10 protein-coding genes are annotated in these 18,810 nt (G+C 48.5%); all 10 read right to left on the bottom strand.

Going from position 1 to position 18,810, the window contains the following annotated elements; all coding sequences use genetic code 11:
- Positions 1 to 41: 41 nt before the first annotated feature.
- A complete protein-coding gene (locus tag CTH_RS02210) occupies positions 42 to 341 on the bottom strand; it encodes a nucleotidyltransferase family protein (protein WP_078666476.1) in 300 nt (99 codons plus the stop codon).
- A complete protein-coding gene (locus tag CTH_RS02205; RefSeq protein ID WP_078666475.1) occupies positions 338 to 739 on the bottom strand; it encodes a nucleotidyltransferase substrate binding protein in 402 nt (133 codons plus the stop codon). The genes CTH_RS02210 and CTH_RS02205 overlap by 4 nt, the downstream gene beginning before the upstream one ends.
- Positions 740 to 992: 253 nt before the next feature.
- Positions 993 to 3,110, bottom strand: coding sequence for an ATP-dependent helicase (locus CTH_RS02200; RefSeq protein WP_242979094.1), 2,118 nt, complete (start codon positions 3,108 to 3,110; stop codon positions 993 to 995).
- A gap of 86 nt (positions 3,111 to 3,196) precedes the next feature.
- Positions 3,197 to 3,532: a hypothetical protein gene (locus CTH_RS02195; RefSeq protein WP_107752898.1), complete on the bottom strand. Its 336-nt coding sequence runs from the start codon at positions 3,530 to 3,532 to the stop codon at positions 3,197 to 3,199.
- 853 nt (positions 3,533 to 4,385) lie between these two features.
- The gene (locus CTH_RS14060) at positions 4,386 to 4,541 is read right to left on the bottom strand and encodes a hypothetical protein (protein ID WP_159073800.1); all 156 of its coding nucleotides are present in this window, start codon (positions 4,539 to 4,541) and stop codon (positions 4,386 to 4,388) included.
- Between the two features lie 33 nt (positions 4,542 to 4,574).
- The gene (locus CTH_RS02190) at positions 4,575 to 4,838 is read right to left on the bottom strand and encodes an ASKHA domain-containing protein (protein ID WP_159073799.1); all 264 of its coding nucleotides are present in this window, start codon (positions 4,836 to 4,838) and stop codon (positions 4,575 to 4,577) included.
- An 80-nt stretch (positions 4,839 to 4,918) separates the two neighbouring features.
- Positions 4,919 to 10,957, bottom strand: coding sequence for a P-loop domain-containing protein (locus CTH_RS02185; RefSeq protein ID WP_107752894.1), 6,039 nt, complete (start codon positions 10,955 to 10,957; stop codon positions 4,919 to 4,921).
- A gap of 23 nt (positions 10,958 to 10,980) precedes the next feature.
- Positions 10,981 to 13,029 (bottom strand): protease Lon-related BREX system protein BrxL, encoded by a 2,049-nt coding sequence (brxL, locus tag CTH_RS02180; protein WP_107752892.1) that lies wholly within the window; start codon positions 13,027 to 13,029, stop codon positions 10,981 to 10,983.
- Positions 13,030 to 13,031: 2 nt separating this feature from the next.
- Entirely contained in the window at positions 13,032 to 15,383 is a 2,352-nt protein-coding gene (gene pglZ, locus CTH_RS02175) for a BREX-1 system phosphatase PglZ type B (protein WP_107752890.1), read from the bottom strand.
- A 2-nt stretch (positions 15,384 to 15,385) separates the two neighbouring features.
- Positions 15,386 to 18,799: an Eco57I restriction-modification methylase domain-containing protein gene (locus tag CTH_RS02170; RefSeq protein WP_107752888.1), complete on the bottom strand. Its 3,414-nt coding sequence runs from the start codon at positions 18,797 to 18,799 to the stop codon at positions 15,386 to 15,388.
- Positions 18,800 to 18,810: the final 11 nt, after the last annotated feature.

The following is an 18,810-nucleotide window of genomic DNA, read 5'->3' as shown; positions in this document are numbered from 1 at the left end:
CCCCTTACCAGGGCGTCTAAAACTTTAGCTAGGACTCCTTATTAATTATTTCTTCTGTATATTTCAATCCCTTCCCTTTCAATATTTTGCCTCAGTTTTTCATTGGTAACGCTGGCCATATCAATCACATTAATTTTATATATTTCAGCAGCATTATCAAGATCAGCAAAAAATCCCGGATAGGGTTTACCGTCCATATATATTGCAATATCTATATCGGAGTTATACCGGAAATCACCTCTCGCCCTGGACCCAAAAATAACAGCTTTTTGTACTACCTTGCACATATCTATTACTGAAACAATTTTTTCAATAATCCTCTGTTCCAGGCCGAATCTCATTGTTCCATCTCCTTGCTGATAATTTCTTTAAGTTTGGACAATTCTCTGAAGTACTTGTTTCTTATTCTTTCAAAAATACGTCTGGCTTCAGTTTCATCATAGGTATGGGATGTCAGATTTCTGTCATCAATCATCTCCAACCAGATATCGCCGTCTACTATCAAACCTGCTGCAAAAGCCTCCTTAAAGGCCTCCCTGGGTGTTCTGACCTCAGCTATACCAGTATAGGCCAAATATGCTTTCAATAATTTCCAGGACAACTCATAAGTAAATTCAAACCTCTGAATTACGCCATCCAGAACAATATCATCGTTTTCATCTCTGGCCAGCGATTCCCGCAACCTTTCTACTGCTCTTGTGTAATTATGTAATTTTTCCTTCACTTTACCTTTATCCATAAAAATCCCCCCAGAAATTTACTGACATTAGTCCCTCGGGTCATATTCTGCAAAAAGCGGGCTTTTCCTGCTTATTTTAACCTGAATTAAACTTTTTGTGCACGTGTTAGCCAATAGAATTTATGTCCTCTATTTTTTGCTAAAATTATGCAACCCATTTAATCGACACGTTTCCATTGTTTCCAATAATTTCCTAAACATAGAAAAAGTCCAGATTACCGCCAGAACCGCCTTGGCCCTGGTTTTCATACAATCAATTATAGTATAGTTTTCTGAAGCTGCTGCTTACCTCCCCAAAATGCAACACTCCATTCTCCAGACAGATTCCCAAATCCAGTTTACGCCTGACTCCGCTGAACTCTACTATAATAACGGTGCGCCCATTATCATTTTCTTTTACCTCGACCACTATGCCTTTGCCAAATTTATTATGATAAACCACCGCCCCATGCATGTTATGACTGGCGAATTCCCTATCGATACAGGTCAGCACTTCCTCCACGAACAGCGAAGGCGGGACTACAGCCCCATTTTTTCTTAGCGGGGTAATCAGGTAGAGATATTCACGGGCCCGGGTCATGCCTACATAAAACAGGCGCCTTTCTTCTTCCAACAGGAAATTATCTCCATTTTTTATAGCCAGGTCCATTGCCCGCTGGCCGGGAATTTCCGGGTTGCATAAATCCACCATCAATACACAATCATACTCCAGCCCTTTGGCTGAATGGATAGTGCTGAGAGTGAGTTGCTGTTGTGCCCCCATTCTCACCTGCCCCTGTTCAAAGATTTGCTCCAGCCGGGTCATCCGCTCCAGGAAGGCCGCCAGAGAAGGATAATTGCCGGCCAGATTCTTCAGTTCACCGTACAGGCTATAATAATAATCATAGTTCAGGTTCTGGGACTGACAGTAATTCTTGAGCAGTTCGAAATACTTGAAGCTCTTTTCTATATACTCCAGGGCCGCTACCGGACGGCTTCGGGCCAGCCGCTGGAATTCTCCCTTCAAATCGGCAATAACCTTTCGCTGATAAGCTGCCAAACGCTCACTGGTAAGCAGAATTTCAAGCACATTTTTCCCGGTCTTAGCCGTCAGTGCCAATTCTATCAGGTCTCTGGACAGATAACGTTTCATTTTATGCCCTATCCGCCGGAAAGCATCCCCATCCGTCTGATCAAGAGCAAACCGCATAAAGGCAAGCAGGTCCTGAATCACCCAGTGCTTGAAAAAGAACAGTTTATTTTGTTTTAATTTAAAACCAATCCCCTCCCGCTCCAGACCATCCACCAGCAGAAGAGACGAGAGGTTATTGCGGTATAGTATGGCAATGCTGCTATCCGGATACTGTTGCCATTTTTCTTTAACTGTTTTTATAATCAATCGCAGCTGCTCCAGTTCATCTTTAACTTTAATAATAAAAGGATCAGCCTTACTGGCATTATCTGTCCGGTGTTGTTTGTCATAGCGGTTTTGATTGGCCTTGATAAACTGGCTGCTGATTTCTACGATATTACGACTGGAGCGATAGTTTTGTTCCAGCTTATAAATTCGGCAACCCGGCAGTTGCCGTTCCATCTCCAGGATATATCCGGGTTCTGCTCCCCGGAAGCCATAAATGGACTGATCATCATCAGCAACGATGAAGAGGTTGTTTCCGGGTTGAATGAGCAATTTCAGGATTTCGAACTGAATTTTCGAGAGGTCCTGGCCCTCATCCACCTGGATATAGGGGTACTGGTTGCGGTAAAAGTTGAGAATGTCAGGATAACGTTTTAGAATCGCATAGGCATAGGTAAGCATATCATCAAAGTCCATATAGAAATTGGACTTTTTGTATTCTTCATAAGCACGGTAAAGGCCCTCAAAATTGGGGGTACTAAAATTGATACCGCTCAGGCTGGTGAGCATTTTGTTCTTCACCAGCCCGATTTCGTTGCTCAGGTTTTCCAGCTCTTCATCGCCGGGGTTGGTGCCATTCAGTTCCCGGTAGAGCTTGCGCAGGATGTTGCGCTTGTTTTCAACTGCCTGTTCATCCCCTTCGATGCGTTTGAGCCGTTTCCCTTTCAGGTTTTCGTAGTCCCTGACCACCTGGTTGCCGAAACTGTGCAGAGTGGAAAACTGGACCTGGTAGCCTATTTCACTGCCAGAAAAGCGGCGAAAACGCTGTTCCATTTCCAGTTTGGCGGCCCGGTTGAAGGTAAGGGTAAGGATATTGGCCGGGGATACACCCAGTTCCCGGATGAGGAAAGCAGTTCTAACGGTGATGACAGTGGTTTTGCCGGAACCGGGCCCGGCCAGAACCAGGGCCGGACCCCTGCCATGGGTAGCAGCTTTTTCTTGCTGGGGATTGAGGTTGACTTCAAAAAAATGCACAGTGGTCACTCCAGAAATAAATTGGCATCAGTTATAAAATTATTTTACCGAAAGCACCTTTGGTTGTCAAAAGTTGTAATCGCACCTCAATCCTTGTCCATAATATGCAATAATGCCTGTATATAATACTCCGGCAGGGAAACAAGTATATCTATGCCTTCATCGCCTTTGGCTTTTTGAATCAAATTTAATACATAAGTAACAAGGATCACCACTGCCTCTGCTGTTGTATATTCCCCTTCTGCCATAATCCGGTTCAGTGTTTTTTCCACCGGCAGCATTCGTTTATCAAACCTTTCCAGAACCTCCAGTTTAGGCTGCATTTGCCGTAAATCCGCTAATGAAAAAGTAGATGTATCTATGCCCAGATACTTCAACATCTCTTCCGTTTGACGCAATGTTGTAAATTCCTCATTTACCATAATATTCCCTCCAGATTTTTATTGCTGTAAGCAATGCAGGCACGAGGACTATCCTCGTGCCTGTTCACTATATACATATAGTGTTTTTCGCATAGAAATGTAACATAGTCGAAAAAATTTTACTTAATCATCCCTGAAATAGAAATCGCGCTATAAATCAGAAGCAAACCCAGTACAATATTAAACGGTCGCCGATAGCAGGCCAGCGTTTGAACATCACTCCGGATAGTACCCAGCTAGAGGTTGCCACCAGACCAACATAGGCCAAAAAAAGGGAAAACAGAGTCCTGCGGAATCCGAACTGGTTGCATTGACCAGAGCCATGATATTATTAGGGCCCGGAGTAAAAGTCAGGAAGGCCGCCGCTTTGGTCAGGGCAATGGATGCCATCAGGTTTAAGGCGGACAGGCCCCATGCCTATTTTAATGCAGGCGAAGAAACTGTAAAGGCTCAGATGGTTATTTTTTATCCTGAGTAGTTGGCCCGTATTAATAAAATTTAACACCCCTTTTTTATAGTATATGGTATATGTTGATTATCCCTTTTAGTCAACAAGTTGTTTACGCGTTTCCTTTATTATCGCATATTTGTTGCCAAAATGACGACCAGACTGATGTGGAGAATGTGCAAAAAGGTCATCGTCCTCTAAGCAAACTAAATATTTCCCACCGGATTTAATCAGCTAATTTTATTTCAAGATTTTTACATACAACTCTGCCTACCACTCCATCCCCGGCTATTTCCATCTGGATCAAGTTGTCAACCATTGTAAAGTCTAAATTAAAAATATAGGTTAGCAAATCATCGATTACATATTCTTGTTCAAAGGAGTTTATCCCTTCACAAACAAAAATTACATCAGGATAAGAGTTTCGCCCTTCGGGAAAGTTACCATCTCTGCCTTTATTTCTATTCGCCCGGGAGTAATTTGAATTTCCTTGATGATATCATCATGAAAAGTAGGGAAATAGCCATAATCCTGGATAATTTTTTCTGCTCCCCTTAGCATATTAATATACACAACACCCCGTTTATATCAATGTCAAATCACCGGGAACTGAAGGGCTTGTAAAAACTCCCGCCGAAAATCCGGATGGGCGGACAGCTCTATATGCCGGGCCCGCGCCGCCAGTTCCCTGGCCAGCTCCCGCTGGCTACGGGAAACCAGGGCCAGCCGGGCCCCATCTCCGGCAGCATTGCCGACCGCCACAACACGTCCGCCGGGAATTACCGGCAGCAAACCAATGCGCTGGGCACTTTCGATCCTGATATAACTGCCAAAGGCACCAGCGACCATCACCGCCATTAGAAGACGCATCTGCTCGTACCTTTAATTGCTTGTAAAAATAAAAATTTCGTAAGGAAAATCAATACAGCACTCTATTTCTAGTAATCACCTGGGGCACTATGAATTATTTCTTTTACTTCAACCGGAATCCGCATGGAACCCTGTAATAGCTGATTAAACAGGTCGGGTCGCACAAGGAGTTCACATCCTTGCAACATCGGGATCTCCTGAGCAAGATCGTCACCTACAGGGCGTACTTTCCAGCAACGGAAAACAACTGCAGCTTGGCCTTGCCTGTCAACTAATTTTAGCGGGCCGGGCCACAGACCTGGCTGTAACCCCCATCGTGCCTTGAGCGTAGGTGGTAACATCAAAATGGGACGCACACCTAAAAAATCACTTATCCAATCCAAACCAACCAGAGGTCCAACGAACCCATCTGGGTGCAAAAAAGGAATGTCATTACCCTGTTCCCACCAAAATTCTGCATTACCATTCCCTAAGGGAAAGGGCTTCTTAAAACCGAAGCTCTCCAAAAACACAATCCCAGCAACCACAGTCACTTTCTCAACTACATCACCCAGCACTTTATTGTCTAAAATCAGTTCCTCCTCGTAGTAGCCGCAGCGATACCAGCCGTTATACTCATCCTCACCATCGATAACAGAAACTGGTAGTATTTCAGTACACTGCTCACTGGGTAGAGGAAAGGGTGGGCGGACGACTCGGCTATGCCAGGTTGCAACGTGAAGCTTTAAATGTGGCAAGACCCTCTCCGCAATTTCATTGGTAGCAGTAGGAGTCCATAAACCTCGACGCCAAAGGTAAGCATCGACTCCATTCAAAACATCATGGAAGGCACATTCAAACAATTCATTCTCCCAAAAAAGTAAAGGTACTGGAGGTAAGTTACGCCTCACGTGGTCCTTCGCAGCTTTATGGCGAGACCGCGCCCGCTCCTCATGAACTTTTGATCCATCCCAAAGCTGGTTGAAATGTACCGCTATATATGATGGAAACTGCGGCCAGATGTTTGCAATTGTTTTTATGCGGTTGCCCCAATCAAGCGAGAGGATGGCTTTTTCTTTATTGTTTTCCAATTGCATTGCTACCGAACGTAGGTTAGATGGGTTTCCGGCTAGTGGTTTAATACTGGCCCGTTTGAGAAGAACTTGAGCTAGGATACGTAGACCGAAACTTTCACATCTACTAAGTTCTAAAAGCTCAGCACGCAGGGCAGTAGTAATATCATAAGGCTTTGTTTCTGCTTCCAGAAGCGTCTGAAGTATTACTAGGATGGAGGTTAATGGGGTATCTAAACGAAGCGTTTGTTGCAATGGGGCAATAACATTCTTCGTGATAGACCCAATTATGGCTGCAAGGCTGGAGAGGGCTGTTAACTTCCTCTCAAGTTCCGGGTGACTGACTCTAGCCAATAGAACTGATAGAAGGCCCTCATCAAGCGACCATAGTGGGGTATCCTGTGGCGTATACGGTACAAAAGGACCGACTGGGATTTCGCCCCGAGGCAAACGATGGTTAATAACTTCGAATGCAGCATTCCATACCGCAAAGGCAACATCGACTTGGCCCCACGCTACACACAGTTCGGTAAGATGCCTCGTAATACCGATAACATATGTTGATTTGTGGAGAAGATGAGCAATCTCCATCGCCAAAGTTTCTATGGCTTCATTTTTTGATAATGTCAGTGCATGCATAAGCCAAGGCTCGTATGCCTGACCACCCAACACTAACCAGCCTCCACCTCCTCGCGAGCGCGCGTAAGCCAGTGTATAGGCAATACACGCAGCACGAGTGTATCCATGTCGTTGAAGTCCCTCTGCTAATTCGGCCAATGGTGTTGCTGCACTTCCAAAGAAGTGTTCGCGCGCCCAGTATCGTATCAGGCGGATAACTTCGCTTTCTTTACCCTGATCTAGCAATTCAACAAGTCGGTAGCCCAGGGCATTGACGAACTTAGGCTGGTTAATCCCTTTATCCAGGGACTGCCGGCGAGTTTGACGCAATTCCTTCATAATGTCTAGAGGGGTTGCCTCGCACGGAAATAATGGCTCATCATGAAACACGGGGAAATCATCTTGTTTATGCAATGTAGTTGTCCGTGTCTCGCCACTTTCCGTCTCTGTCGGACCTACTTCGTGCCTACCCGCAGGTAGGGAAAAGTCATGGCTTTGTGCAAATCCTTCCACCTTTTCGTAAGCAGCAGAATTGAATTTTTCTGAATCACCCTGAACCTGTGCAGCAAGCCTACGAAGGGCTTGTTCGCCTGCTATAGGGTCCACACTTAGAAGGCGTTCGATCACTGTTAGCCGCTTTTCTACCTCTTCTACCGCACCTGTGAATGGTAAGGTTGACTCCAGGAAGTTAAGAATAAGAGGATTCCCAATTTCTCTGCTAGCATCGATGACATCTTCGATTGCACTTTCCAGCCGCCAGTCAATTCTCCCACCCCGCAACACAAGCGAGCGTGCCAGCAAAGCAAGCCCTCCAACTAAATCGACTTTGATCAAGGTACGAAACCAATGGTTTGGGGCATGGCGGGTTTCCTTGCCATCAGTATGATCTACCACTGCATCCACCAGTGGCTGAACTTTAGCCAAGGCGCTAATTGTTCGTTCAGAGTCAGCAGAACCCAATACCGGTAGACTCTCTAGGAGCTCATATATAGTAATATCCTTTCGAAAACCGTATGCAGTAAGGTACACAGCTGCATTCTGCCACCGAGCGCGGGCAAGATCTATATGCCCACATTTTGCTAATGCAAGTGATAAATACATCTCGTGTGTAGCATGGATTTCATAGAACTCACCAACTTTTTCAGCCCGTTTCACCTGACGTTCAATTGCCTGCACAATCCGCTCATTGAGTTCCTTCCGGGAGCTATATGGCAATAGTATCTCGATTAATGCTTCTGGAATAAGGGGCCCATCTGGTATGCCTTGAAAGTATGTGGTTGTACCATCTGCTATTTTGGCAAGTAAGTCCAGCGCTTCATCCCATTGCTGTATCCCATGCAATAATCGAAGAGCGCGGGAAATAGTGTCATGTATAACCGTATGAATTCGATAAAGGTCACAGGCTCGAGGTACACCTCTAAATGGATAGGTATCGCTAGCCAACTCTCTTAGGGCAGCTAATATATCTTCTTCAGCAGCAGGGGCATCTTGCTGGGCTTTCACTTCTGCTAGTGAAAGTAATATGACAAACCGAAGCCAGGCCCGATACCATCCTTTTCCTTCGACGCGGCTTAGCCACGTTGAAAGAAGGCGGGGATTTGTAAAGGCTGTAATTCCGATACCCGCCACCCATTTACGCACCGGTTCTGTATCCAGGTAATGGCGTTCCCCGTCAAGACCAATATGTAGTGTGTCAAGATCAGGGCACTTTTTGGCTACCTCGGTCAGTGCTGCGCCTAGGGTTAAACATTCATAGGCCAATTCAACAGAGGTGGTACCCTGTACAGCTTGGGTAGCGACTTCGCTTGCTGCCTTAAGATCCCCATTTTCAAAGTATGCCCGTGCAAGTTCCAACTTGACCACACTTGCAATCTCGGTTGCCATGCGTGATCTATCTAATAATTTAATGAGGGTAGGAGGACCACCAAATTGTACAAGCTTACGCAGTATTCCGCGAAGATATTCCAGAGGAGGGTCTGAGGTACGTTCAAGCCAGGTTGACACACGTTCACTCATTTCTTCTAAACCTTTGACACGAAGCCATCCGTGAAATTCGGCTACGGCAGTCTTCTCACTATTAGAGTCCTCACTATTGCTCCTCGGAAGATTAAGATATTCCTCCCATGGAGGCCCTTCACCGGCATCGTCACAGAGTGAGCAAAGGATAAGTCCTTGATCCCGTGGCATGGTTGGTTGCCCATCAAAAAGCAACCGTTCACTAAGCGCTGCGGCCCCGAACACAGCTGCGAAGGTTCGCCCGTATAACTCAACGTCCAAGAGCTTTTCCTCAAAGCACGTATGAACTGAACGAAGCAATTCGGCACAACGGGACAAGGCTGGCCAATCTCGCTCTTCTGTGGCGACGTCGATGGCAATTCCCAAGTTGGCTTCAATTGCACTGCGTGGATGTCCGGCTGCAACACTATCAGACACGAAATTGGGGCCGACCATTTCGAGGATCTCTTGATTCCGTCCTGCCCGACGCAAACAGGGAAGTAGGAAACGATATGCCTTTGCTTCATCATAAAATCCCCGTTTGGTAAGCCAGTCAATTACTCGCGAGAGAATAGCCGCGACTGAGCCCCCGCAAGCCCGGATATACTCCATAATAAAGCGGCGGAAGCTCTCATGATAAATCCTTACTCCCCCCTGGGCAGTTACCCGCTTTAGAATAGGAGACAAATGAGCTAGTGCAATCGGAATGTGGTGGGTAATTTCGGGGAAGATTTCTTGCAACTCTCGCTCCGTAACCCCGAAATCAATGACTCCAAGAAACTCAGCAATTATGCGGCAGTCAAGGTGGACCGTGCGAAGAAGATATTCATAATATGAAGAAATGTTACCGCCAGCAAGCGGAGCCTCCCGAAGAGATTCCATCGGATTGAACGCGCTACGCCCCCTAAATTGGACCAGGATTTGGCGGCATAAAAACGTTGCATATAGGGGATTGCCCTCGGCACGCTGATGGAGTTCGACGATGAACTCCTCTTCGATGTCTGCAAACCCTTCCTTCCGCAAAATCTCAATGACTCCAAGACGGTCAGCCAGAACAGCGATTTCTTGGCGTTCCCAATCTGGCATGGTAATGGGCGTAGCAGAACCTAGTAAAGGATTAAGTTGTTCACCAGGTTGCGAGCCGATTACAAGACATACACCCTCAGGTAGATTAAGTGCAGCAAGTTCCTCAACGATGTCAGTGTCTTCCGCCGCAACCGAGCGGGACTCACTTAATACGCGGGAAATGTGATCAATACCATCAATGATTAAAACAACCTTTTTTGTAGTATCTAACTCAACGGCATGTTGTAATAAGGTTTCCAGTTCACGAGGACCTGCTGCATAAATCGGCCGATGTCTCTCCTTAAGTGCTGGAAGACTATCTACTAACTCAGCAATCAGATTAGCAAAGAGAACATTTGTCGTAACACGCCGCTGGACATCCGGGTCACCTGGTTCCAGGTAACAATAATGACGCGCCACCAAGTTCCCACGGTTTCGCAACTTTTCAGCAAGGTGAGTAAGTATCCACGATTTTCCAGAACCTGGGCCACCGGTGAGGATAACCACTTTTTGAGACTTGATTTGGTCAAGCAGAATGTTCTGCAGTGAGTCCCGATTAACAAACTCTGCCCTATCGAGCGCAAACTTTTGGGCTACCCGCCCATAATCCGTGCGCAGACGAAGTTCGGCCTCTATATCTGTTGGCTCCAAAGTCTGGCCCTCAGACCGCGCTTTGTTAGCTAACTGTACCAACCTGGCCGCAACATCCACTTCGTTTCGATGCTGATTCGGGTAGCGCCCCACACCAATGCTCTCTGACAGAACACGGAAAAGCAGCCTTTCGAGTGGCCCAGGATTAGTAAGGTCGCTGGATGCCTGCGGGCACTCCAATTCGATAATAAAGCGTGCGGCGAAGTCAACAAAATCCTGCCGCGAAATGTCCCCTGCCTCCCGAAGTGGCTTCCAAACAGGCGAACCACCCTCAGGCCAGATTAAATCAGGTCGTAGACGGTAAAGTTTTGAGGGGTGGCCTGTAAAAGATACTTGTCCAGGAACCTCCTCAAGAAGCATTAAAAGATTAGGGTCCGTAGGTCTCGCCCATGTAGCGCAAAGGCGATATTCTTCTGCTGCTGACGTACTAGTTTTCTTATAACTACGGACAAGGTAATCAATTCTTAGACTTGTACGGTCGGTAGTGAAATCCTTAATTTCTAAACACCTTGCATCGTTTTCACTAGATTTGAATTGCCGCCGCACAACACCTACGGTTTTTCGAACCGTCAGATCGTCAAACCGGTCACCGGGGTAGACCTTACGGTCAACAGTCATTGTGACAAAGCGATCCACCAACCCTATAGCAAAGAAATAGGCCGTCGCTAAATCTTGATATATATATCCTCGGTGTGCGGCTGCAAGCCCTTGGGTTCTAACTGTCAACTCGAATCCCCCAGCTTTGTATACTAATCAACAATCGCCTTAACAAAAGCATCCGTTGCATCAGCATAGAATTCGATGTTGATCTTCGTAGCCATTTCGTCAGGAAGATCAAACAGTTGCCTTCGAGAAGATATTGGCATTAACAGCGTCGTAGCTCCTTTCTCAAGGGCCAGTTCGGCCACAGCAACCGGATTTGGTATCATCTCAATTGAACCGCCAAGGTTTAAGGCTCCGACTATGATCAATCCACCCTTAACGCTTCGCTCAATTAGAGCGCCGCAAAGGGCAATCAGCACTGGTAATCCGAGTCCCTGGCCTGAACGTTCCACGTCCATAGCGCGTAATTGGATGGAAAACTCATGCGCGCGCGGATCGCGGTCTCCAACCAGCTCTTTGGCTCTAACATACAGATTCTGTTCTCCGTAACGGACGCTCTCCCGAAATGCCGGCGGAACGGGTGAGTTAAGAATTTTTACTCCACTGCCAGGACCAACGGTAACCTCTATTCGATATAAAGCTGGCGAAGCGTCCTGACCACCGGGACTGATCGCCCATATCTGCCCTGGAGGCAAGGGATCACTGTCAATGGTTTCATCACTATGGAGTTCCGGCGTGGAAACAAACTGTTCCACCCCATCTACTCCCATGGAGTAGCTGAAATGAGTATTTCGAAATTCCGTCTTAAGACAGCGCTTTTGCTGTTCTTTCACCCTGCGACGTAATTCCAGGGCAATTCGGACGATCTTTTCCAGCTCTTCATCAGGTATCGACATCTCGGGATCAGGGAAAAGCAGCTTGATCAGGCCGCTAACGGTTTTATTGACGGCTTCAATATCACGACCGCTGAGCGCTCCTCCCCAGTTAACCCTACCCTGCAGCACGGAAACCCGGCTACCATCACGGAGTTTGTGCCAGCACTCGGAGAGAAAGTCGCTAACTAATCCAAAATGATCCGTAAGATGAATATTTGGATTGAGCTTGGGAAACTCCCACCCTGGAACATAGGCATGAATACGGTCCATAAAAGCCGTATCATCCCGCATCTCCGGCGGGAGTGGACTAAATAAATGGCCGATGCGTTGCTGTTGCTGAACATCCACATCAAAATTCCCCAGCATTACAATGCCGCCGGAAGCACGAATACTTTCCTTACCGCGGGAGAATTCGCCAGAGGCCATGTAGCCTTTCATAATGTTGACGCCGTCTTTCTGATCGAAGGATATACCGGATACTTCATCAAAGCACACGACATCATAGTGGCAGACAAGACCACGTTGCCCGGTGGCATTATTCACAAACATTTTAGCCACTGTGGCTTTACCACCTGAAATTAAATGGGAGTAAGGAGAGATTTGCTGAAACAAATGGCTTTTGCCGGTCCCCCGGGGGCCTATTTCAACAAGATTGTAGTTTCGCTCTACAAAAGGCACCATCCGCAATAAGGCGATATTTTGAGCCCGTTCTGAAAGTGCATCCGGTTCTAATCCTACGGAACGTATTAGAAGACGTTTCCATTCGTCGGTGGTGAATTGACTCCTCCCTCGCTGTAGTACTGTCAGTGCGTCTACCTTTGAAAGTTGAATGGCTCGTAAGCTTTCAATGGCGAAGGGACGACCGTTTTTCTCCTGGGCAATGGCAGCATCATAGACGAGGGTGACTTCTGCATAAAACCCATCGGTCAGCATTCGCTCATTTTCACGAACCAGGTTATCGTCAATCCGGACATCTTTTAGCCCCAGGCTCGGCAGTTCAGCAACAAAACAATCGTTTTTGGTGTCCAATCGAGCCTTGATGAGGTCAATTATTTTGACCGAGCCAATCTCTCTTGCCCGTGCTTTAAAAAGTTCTTCTTCACCGGTCCTAATCGTGCGATCCTTTAATTGCCTCTCAACAATCTCCAGGCCTTCCTCGATCTCTTTTTCATCGACAGTTGCACAATACCGACCGAGCAGGAATTCTACCACGTATGTAGGTACAGGATACAGCCGGCTGTATTTCCGCACCAAGTCCTTCCGTACTATATACCCATCGAATACAGAAGCTGCTAGTTTATCGAGAGCGTCAAGCTCCATATTTAGTCCTCACCTCCAACGGTGGTTGCCTGCTTTGCAAGCACGCGTCCTGATGGGTCGAGCAGGACAAGACTGACCGTAGTTCCTTCAAGGGAATCGTCCGCGACAAGAAGTCCAACACGTCCAGTGGAATCAATCTGCTTGGGCGTAGTAATACTGGAATTCGGATCATTGGGTTTTGTCCGCAGGTCGGCTATGACTTCGGCACTGCCGGTATTAACTGCAACGCGACAACGCAACCCAAACCATTGAATTTCCCTTATACTAACCGTTACTGGAGCTAACTCTATAGAATTAAAGGTCAATTCAGGAATAAGGCATTCCTGAAGGCTTACGCCTCCGTGGGCATACTCGTTACCTTTGACGAAACAATATACCCCCGGTGCAAAAGCAAAGTGCTGATAGGCATTCCAGTACCATTCAGCAGTTGGCACATCAACACGGGTTCCCGGCCTGATGGCGGCGCATCTTGTCCAGCGGCTTTCGGTGAGGTATTTGGGTAGTTTCATGGCCGGCAGCCCACCCGGAACTAAAAGCCACCCATGGTCCGTGACAATGCGTACCTGCTTCCAGCCTGCCTCCAGTAAATTTTGGATTCGATCCAGAACTAGCTCAAGCTGTTCATCGATGCGGGCAGCGAACTTGCTTTGCAATGTATGACCCAATCTGTCAAATTCGCCAAATTCCGTCCACCCACGTGCTCCAGGCTCATCCGGGTTGCCCGTCTCAAAGGAATTAAACACCTGATAGCCTGCTTCCGTTAAGAGCTTGCGAAACCGGTCGGTAGTTAGTGAAAGATTAACCTCACTGACCTCCGGAATAAAGTCTTCGCCAGGTAGTTCACCTGAAAGCTTTCCTGCTATTGGGGAGACTGCTGGTTTCGCCGTTGAAGTTACTGTGGGCAGTCCCGCCCAGCGCCAATTTATATTTACCTGGAGCTGTCTTTCTTCGGCCATGGCAATCAAACGCTGGGCAATATCAAATCGAAGTCCGTCCACAAAAAGCAAACACTGCCCAGGATTGGCGGCAATTAAAGTTTGTTTTTTGCTGGCAACGTTCGGCAAAGGGAAGGTTGCAATTAAATCTTGAAAATGCCGGGCTGCATCCTCTAGCCAGGGCAGATAAATACTGCGAATAGCAACTTGTAATGCCCTCGCATCCTCCGATGATTTTACGCTGCTAATTGCCCTCAATACGGCATCATCGGCCAGATATCCACCCTCCGTATACAGATCAGCCATTGCTTTTGGCGAGTCGCCTCCAAGGCCTTGAGCTGTTTTTCGGGCCAGAGTTACGAGGTGTTTTAAGGCCACGGCCAGCGGGCTCTGTCCCAGCCGGGCCCAGATCCACTCCCTCCGTGCACCGTGTTCCTTCTCGAGTTCTTCGATTCTTTGTCTGGCATCAGCGGGAGATAATCTTTCCAATTCCAAAAGACTCTGCCTCAGCGAATCCTCTTCCGCCTCGTTTTCGTCCGGCCAGGGCTCCCGGTCAAATAACAGTCTGGCCGGTTTGGCGCGCCGCAAGATTTCGGGAATACCGGGGTAAAGCGCCGGGGCTTCGGCATATCTTTGCCACAAAGTCTGCCAGGCTTCGTTATCCCGCAATCCCATTTTTTCAGCAACAACAAGTTCGCCTTCTCCCGGATCGATCTCATATTCCACCTTACAACGAGCACAAAATGCCGCCCACTTGTCGTTACCCCATTTCTCGCGCGTATGAACCGGGTCATTCAGCCATAACAGCAAGTCCCGGGAGGTATCGGCAACCATCAACTTATCAAAATCCTCAGCCTCCAGGCGTTTACCTCGCAGCCGTGATACAGGGGTGGTGGCCAATTGCGGTAGTGCCCGAAGCATCGCCTGCCGGGTCTGTTTATCTTTAGCCACATCCAGGCCCAGACCATCTTCTGATACCAAAAATGCCTCAACTGTCCAGTCTTTACCGTTACGCTGTGTCCAAACCGTACCGCGATACTGCAGTTCCACCAGCGGTTTGAGGCTGTCCGGACACTCCTCGCCGGCTCGGAGTACCTGCCGGCTCACGTTTGACATGTAAATGACTGGGATGGCTTTATCCGCTAGTTCAACTTCAGGTAGCATTCGTTCAATGACACACCGCAACCAAATTGCCGGTCCGGTTTTTTCTTCCGGGTTGTAATCTCCCAGGGTCAAAAGCTCCGGCATAAGCGGGCGCAACTGGGATACCAACGGCTGCCACTGGCCGTCGGCATCGGTCCAGAGAATCACTGCTGGCGGGACAACAGCACCCGGATCATACCGGCCGGCTCGAAGCAACGACTGGCGTACGGCTTCTAAAAGTGTATTTGCCGACATTTCACTTGTCCTAATCGACATAGTTATCTACTCCTGTTCACTGCCTCACGTGCTTTTCTTTTTTCTTCATTGGTTAAATGCACATTATTGACCCGCTCGCCGGTGAACTTACCATTCTTCCAGAACCAGGGAAACTGTTCTTGAGGACGCGTTGGTTCTTTGCCGCGGTCCTTGCCCCAATTAATATTGGGCTTCCACCGGAGGATGCCGGCACCTTTTCGGCCGCCGGGAATGTCAGAAGCCATAAACGGCCGGATGTTGATCCGCACTCCGTCATTAATGTCCGGTTCCCAGCCGATGGGCTGCTGTTCGATAGGCTTCCAGCGGACGAAAATATCGAAAGGAGGTTCACCTTCGAGGATGGCAATAAGGCGTTTTTGCAATTCCAATGCAGCTGCCAGCCGGTCTTCAGCACCACCTTCGCCTCGCTTCACCCAATCTTTCTGCCGGGTAATCCACTCACCGAGATAACTATAAGTAAGGCTTTCTAAAACCTGCCTGCCTTTGCCATTGCCCTCAGCCAGCTTGTGGTAGTTGACCAGAGCATGGAAACCGTCGCGCCGGCGCCCGTCCCAGATATGCCAGATGAAGGGCCGGTGGTGAAATAGCTTACAGTGCTGTTCAAAGAAATCGTTGCGGAGCCACTCGTCAAGATCCTTCGCTTCAGAACCCGTTGCAATAATAAGTTCCTGCTCTTTGGCTGGCGACCATTCCTCCCCGTAGGCGGCGGCGAGTAATGCCCGCAGGCGTTCGGCAGCTGGTTCTTCGCCACGAACAGCAGGGAGGCAGACTATGCCGTCGCCGTCGGCGTAATCTTCCAACTCCCTGCAGCGCTGTACCAACTCGCGTGCTTCCGCAGACAACCGCATCGAATCATCCAGTTCCGCCAGCCAGCGATAGCCCAAAAGGCGGGCCACCGCCACCTGAAGGGGGCTGGTAGAATCTGCCGGATGCCCGTGGAAGATCCATTGAGTGGGGTCGTCTGAATAAGGTTCGGGAAGACCATTTGGATACTTCTCGGCGGCGACTTTCTGCCAGTATTCCAAGTCGAAGGGGACTTTAACCAATGTCGCGTTTGTTACGTTCAGTTTCTGATCAATCTTGCGGACAGCTTCGTTATATTCAGGCGAAGAACAGAAACACCAGATGGCGGGGAGATGGGCTGGATTATGAGGAACGATGACGGCAACATTTGTATCAAATACTTCCCCAGTATATATAGTACAGGGTAATCCACGCATCGCACTTACAACAACTCCTGGTTTTCCCCAGGCATTTTTTCCACGAATATATGCCTTGCCAATTTCAACAGCCCGTTTAAAATCTGCGTTTTGCCAAAGCATTAGCTCTTTACCGCCATAATGTTGATGCACCGTAACAGTCGACTGCCAAAAAGACCATTCAGGGCAACTAAAACCACTTGCTGCTATTTCCCAAAAGAAACGGCCGTAATGTGGAAAATCTGCAGGCGATATCCCTTGAAATGAATCTGCATATTGTGATAGCAATTTTTTCAAATTAAGCGAATCCAAAACTACCCGTGCATCCGGATTCTTCAGCTGCTCCGCATGCACCACCGTCTTAAGTTCGGCTCCTCGAAGAATTTCAGCTTTCTCCTGCGCCGTGCGGGGGGCGGTAGCGTCGAGGCCGGCGAAGGTATGTCCCATTGGCGGAGCAGAAGCGGAAATGACCAGTAAAGCAGTAAAGGCACCCGCTGCTTGCGAGTTTTCGAATCCTCCTTCACCAAGTTGAGCAAGTATTTCCCATCGCCTTGTTTTCAGCATCCGGGTACGAAATTTTTTATAAGTAGTCAAGAACAGCCAGTTCTGCGGCATGACCAGGGCCGTTGTGCCGGCAGGTGAATTGAGACGGAGCAGCCGACCCAAAAATACAGTAGCAATATCGTTCTTGGCTTCATAGTAATATTGCGCACAAAATTCTTTGATTAGATTGGTCTGCTTACCACGACCCAAGTATGGAACATTAGTTATGATCAAATGATAGAGCCCTCCAAGAATCTGAACCGCATCAGCAATACCGCAGGCGGCAACCCTTAACTCATGCTGAGGGTAATCATCTTTCTCCGCGGATATCGCTTTTTCCAGTAAAGGGCGGAGTTCATCAAACCGGGCTTCATACAGGCTGTCTTCTACAGCGGAACTCGGATCGATAAGGCTTCCTAAAAGGGGCGCATCCCGGAAAAGGTCATAAAGCCGGGCCATGCCATTGCGCAGACGCTCGTCATCTCCCGCCAGGGCGAGCCAGTTTTCCTTTTTCGTATTCGGAGCGATGCCGGAACAGGCTATTCGCAACTGGGGCAAGGGACGGTATCCGCCGCCTCCAGGATAGGTCCACGCCGCCAGAGCCAGGGCAAAGGCGGCGATCTGCGTGCAGCGCTCATCGATCTCAAGGCCATGGAGATTATCTCTAAGGACGGCGTCGCATGCCTCCCGGGCCGTAAGGCCTTCCTCGGCCATACGAATCGGGACTAAATGATAAAGAACCGCTACGAGGAAATGGCCCGAGCCGCAGCAGGGATCCAGTATTTTAAGCTCGGCTGCCCGTTTCGGCCAGCCCTCGAACGTGCCAGCGGCAGGACGCCACGTCCCCTCCCCATCGCCGGTTCGGACGAAACGCAGGTAATCCCAGGTTACACCGGGTAATGAAACCGCCTTACGAAGCTCTTCCTCACTTTCTGCCTGCCCGGCCAGCTGCGGATTTTCCACCAGTACCCTGCCCGCGTACCAGGCGCCAATGGTGTTGTGAATAAGGAAATTGACCATATAAGGCTCTGTAAAGAGCTGGGTGACAGCCGGCAATTCATCAGCGCCAATTTTATTGCCCGACTCATTCACCTGTTTCTTCCGCTTACTCTGCCAGAACTGGTAGACCCATCCGAGGGCGTCGCTGGCTTTAAAGATATCTGGCTCCAGGTCGTCGAGCAACTGCTCCAGCTTCAATTGATATTCGTACGGAAAAGTAACCTGCAGCACCGGGTCATCCGGGCGAAAGATCTGCGGCAGCATCTGCTGGGCAAAACGGCTGGCCAGGGTCCAAAGATCGGTACCTTCCTCCTTGGCCAGTTCCTCACACTCTTCCAGACTAACGGCCACCCCCATCTCCGGCTCGATGAGGAGGTCATTTTCCGCAAGGAAACGGGCAAAGAGCATCCTATGCCAGTGCTCGTAAGCACACTCCTGAATCAGATACGTGATTTCCAGTTTTCCGCTTTTGTCCTGCTTATCCCCCAGTTGCCGCGCCCGGGCACGAAGGTGGTTGCGAAGCCGACGCTGTTCTGGACTCATATGGCTGTAAGGTTCGTGATGGTGCACAGCCAGGGACTCCAGGGCCGCCTTGGCTCCGGCTTCGGCAACATCCCGGGCTTCGACGACTGTACGTTCAAGTTTATTTCGCTGTTCTACTGATAGTACCGGCATCCATTTCCCCC

This window comes from Carboxydocella thermautotrophica (assembly GCA_003054495.1).
Taxonomy (GTDB): Bacteria; Bacillota.
The sequence above is the reverse complement of the archived record's forward strand: the minus strand, read 5'-3'. Positions and strand labels throughout refer to the sequence as shown.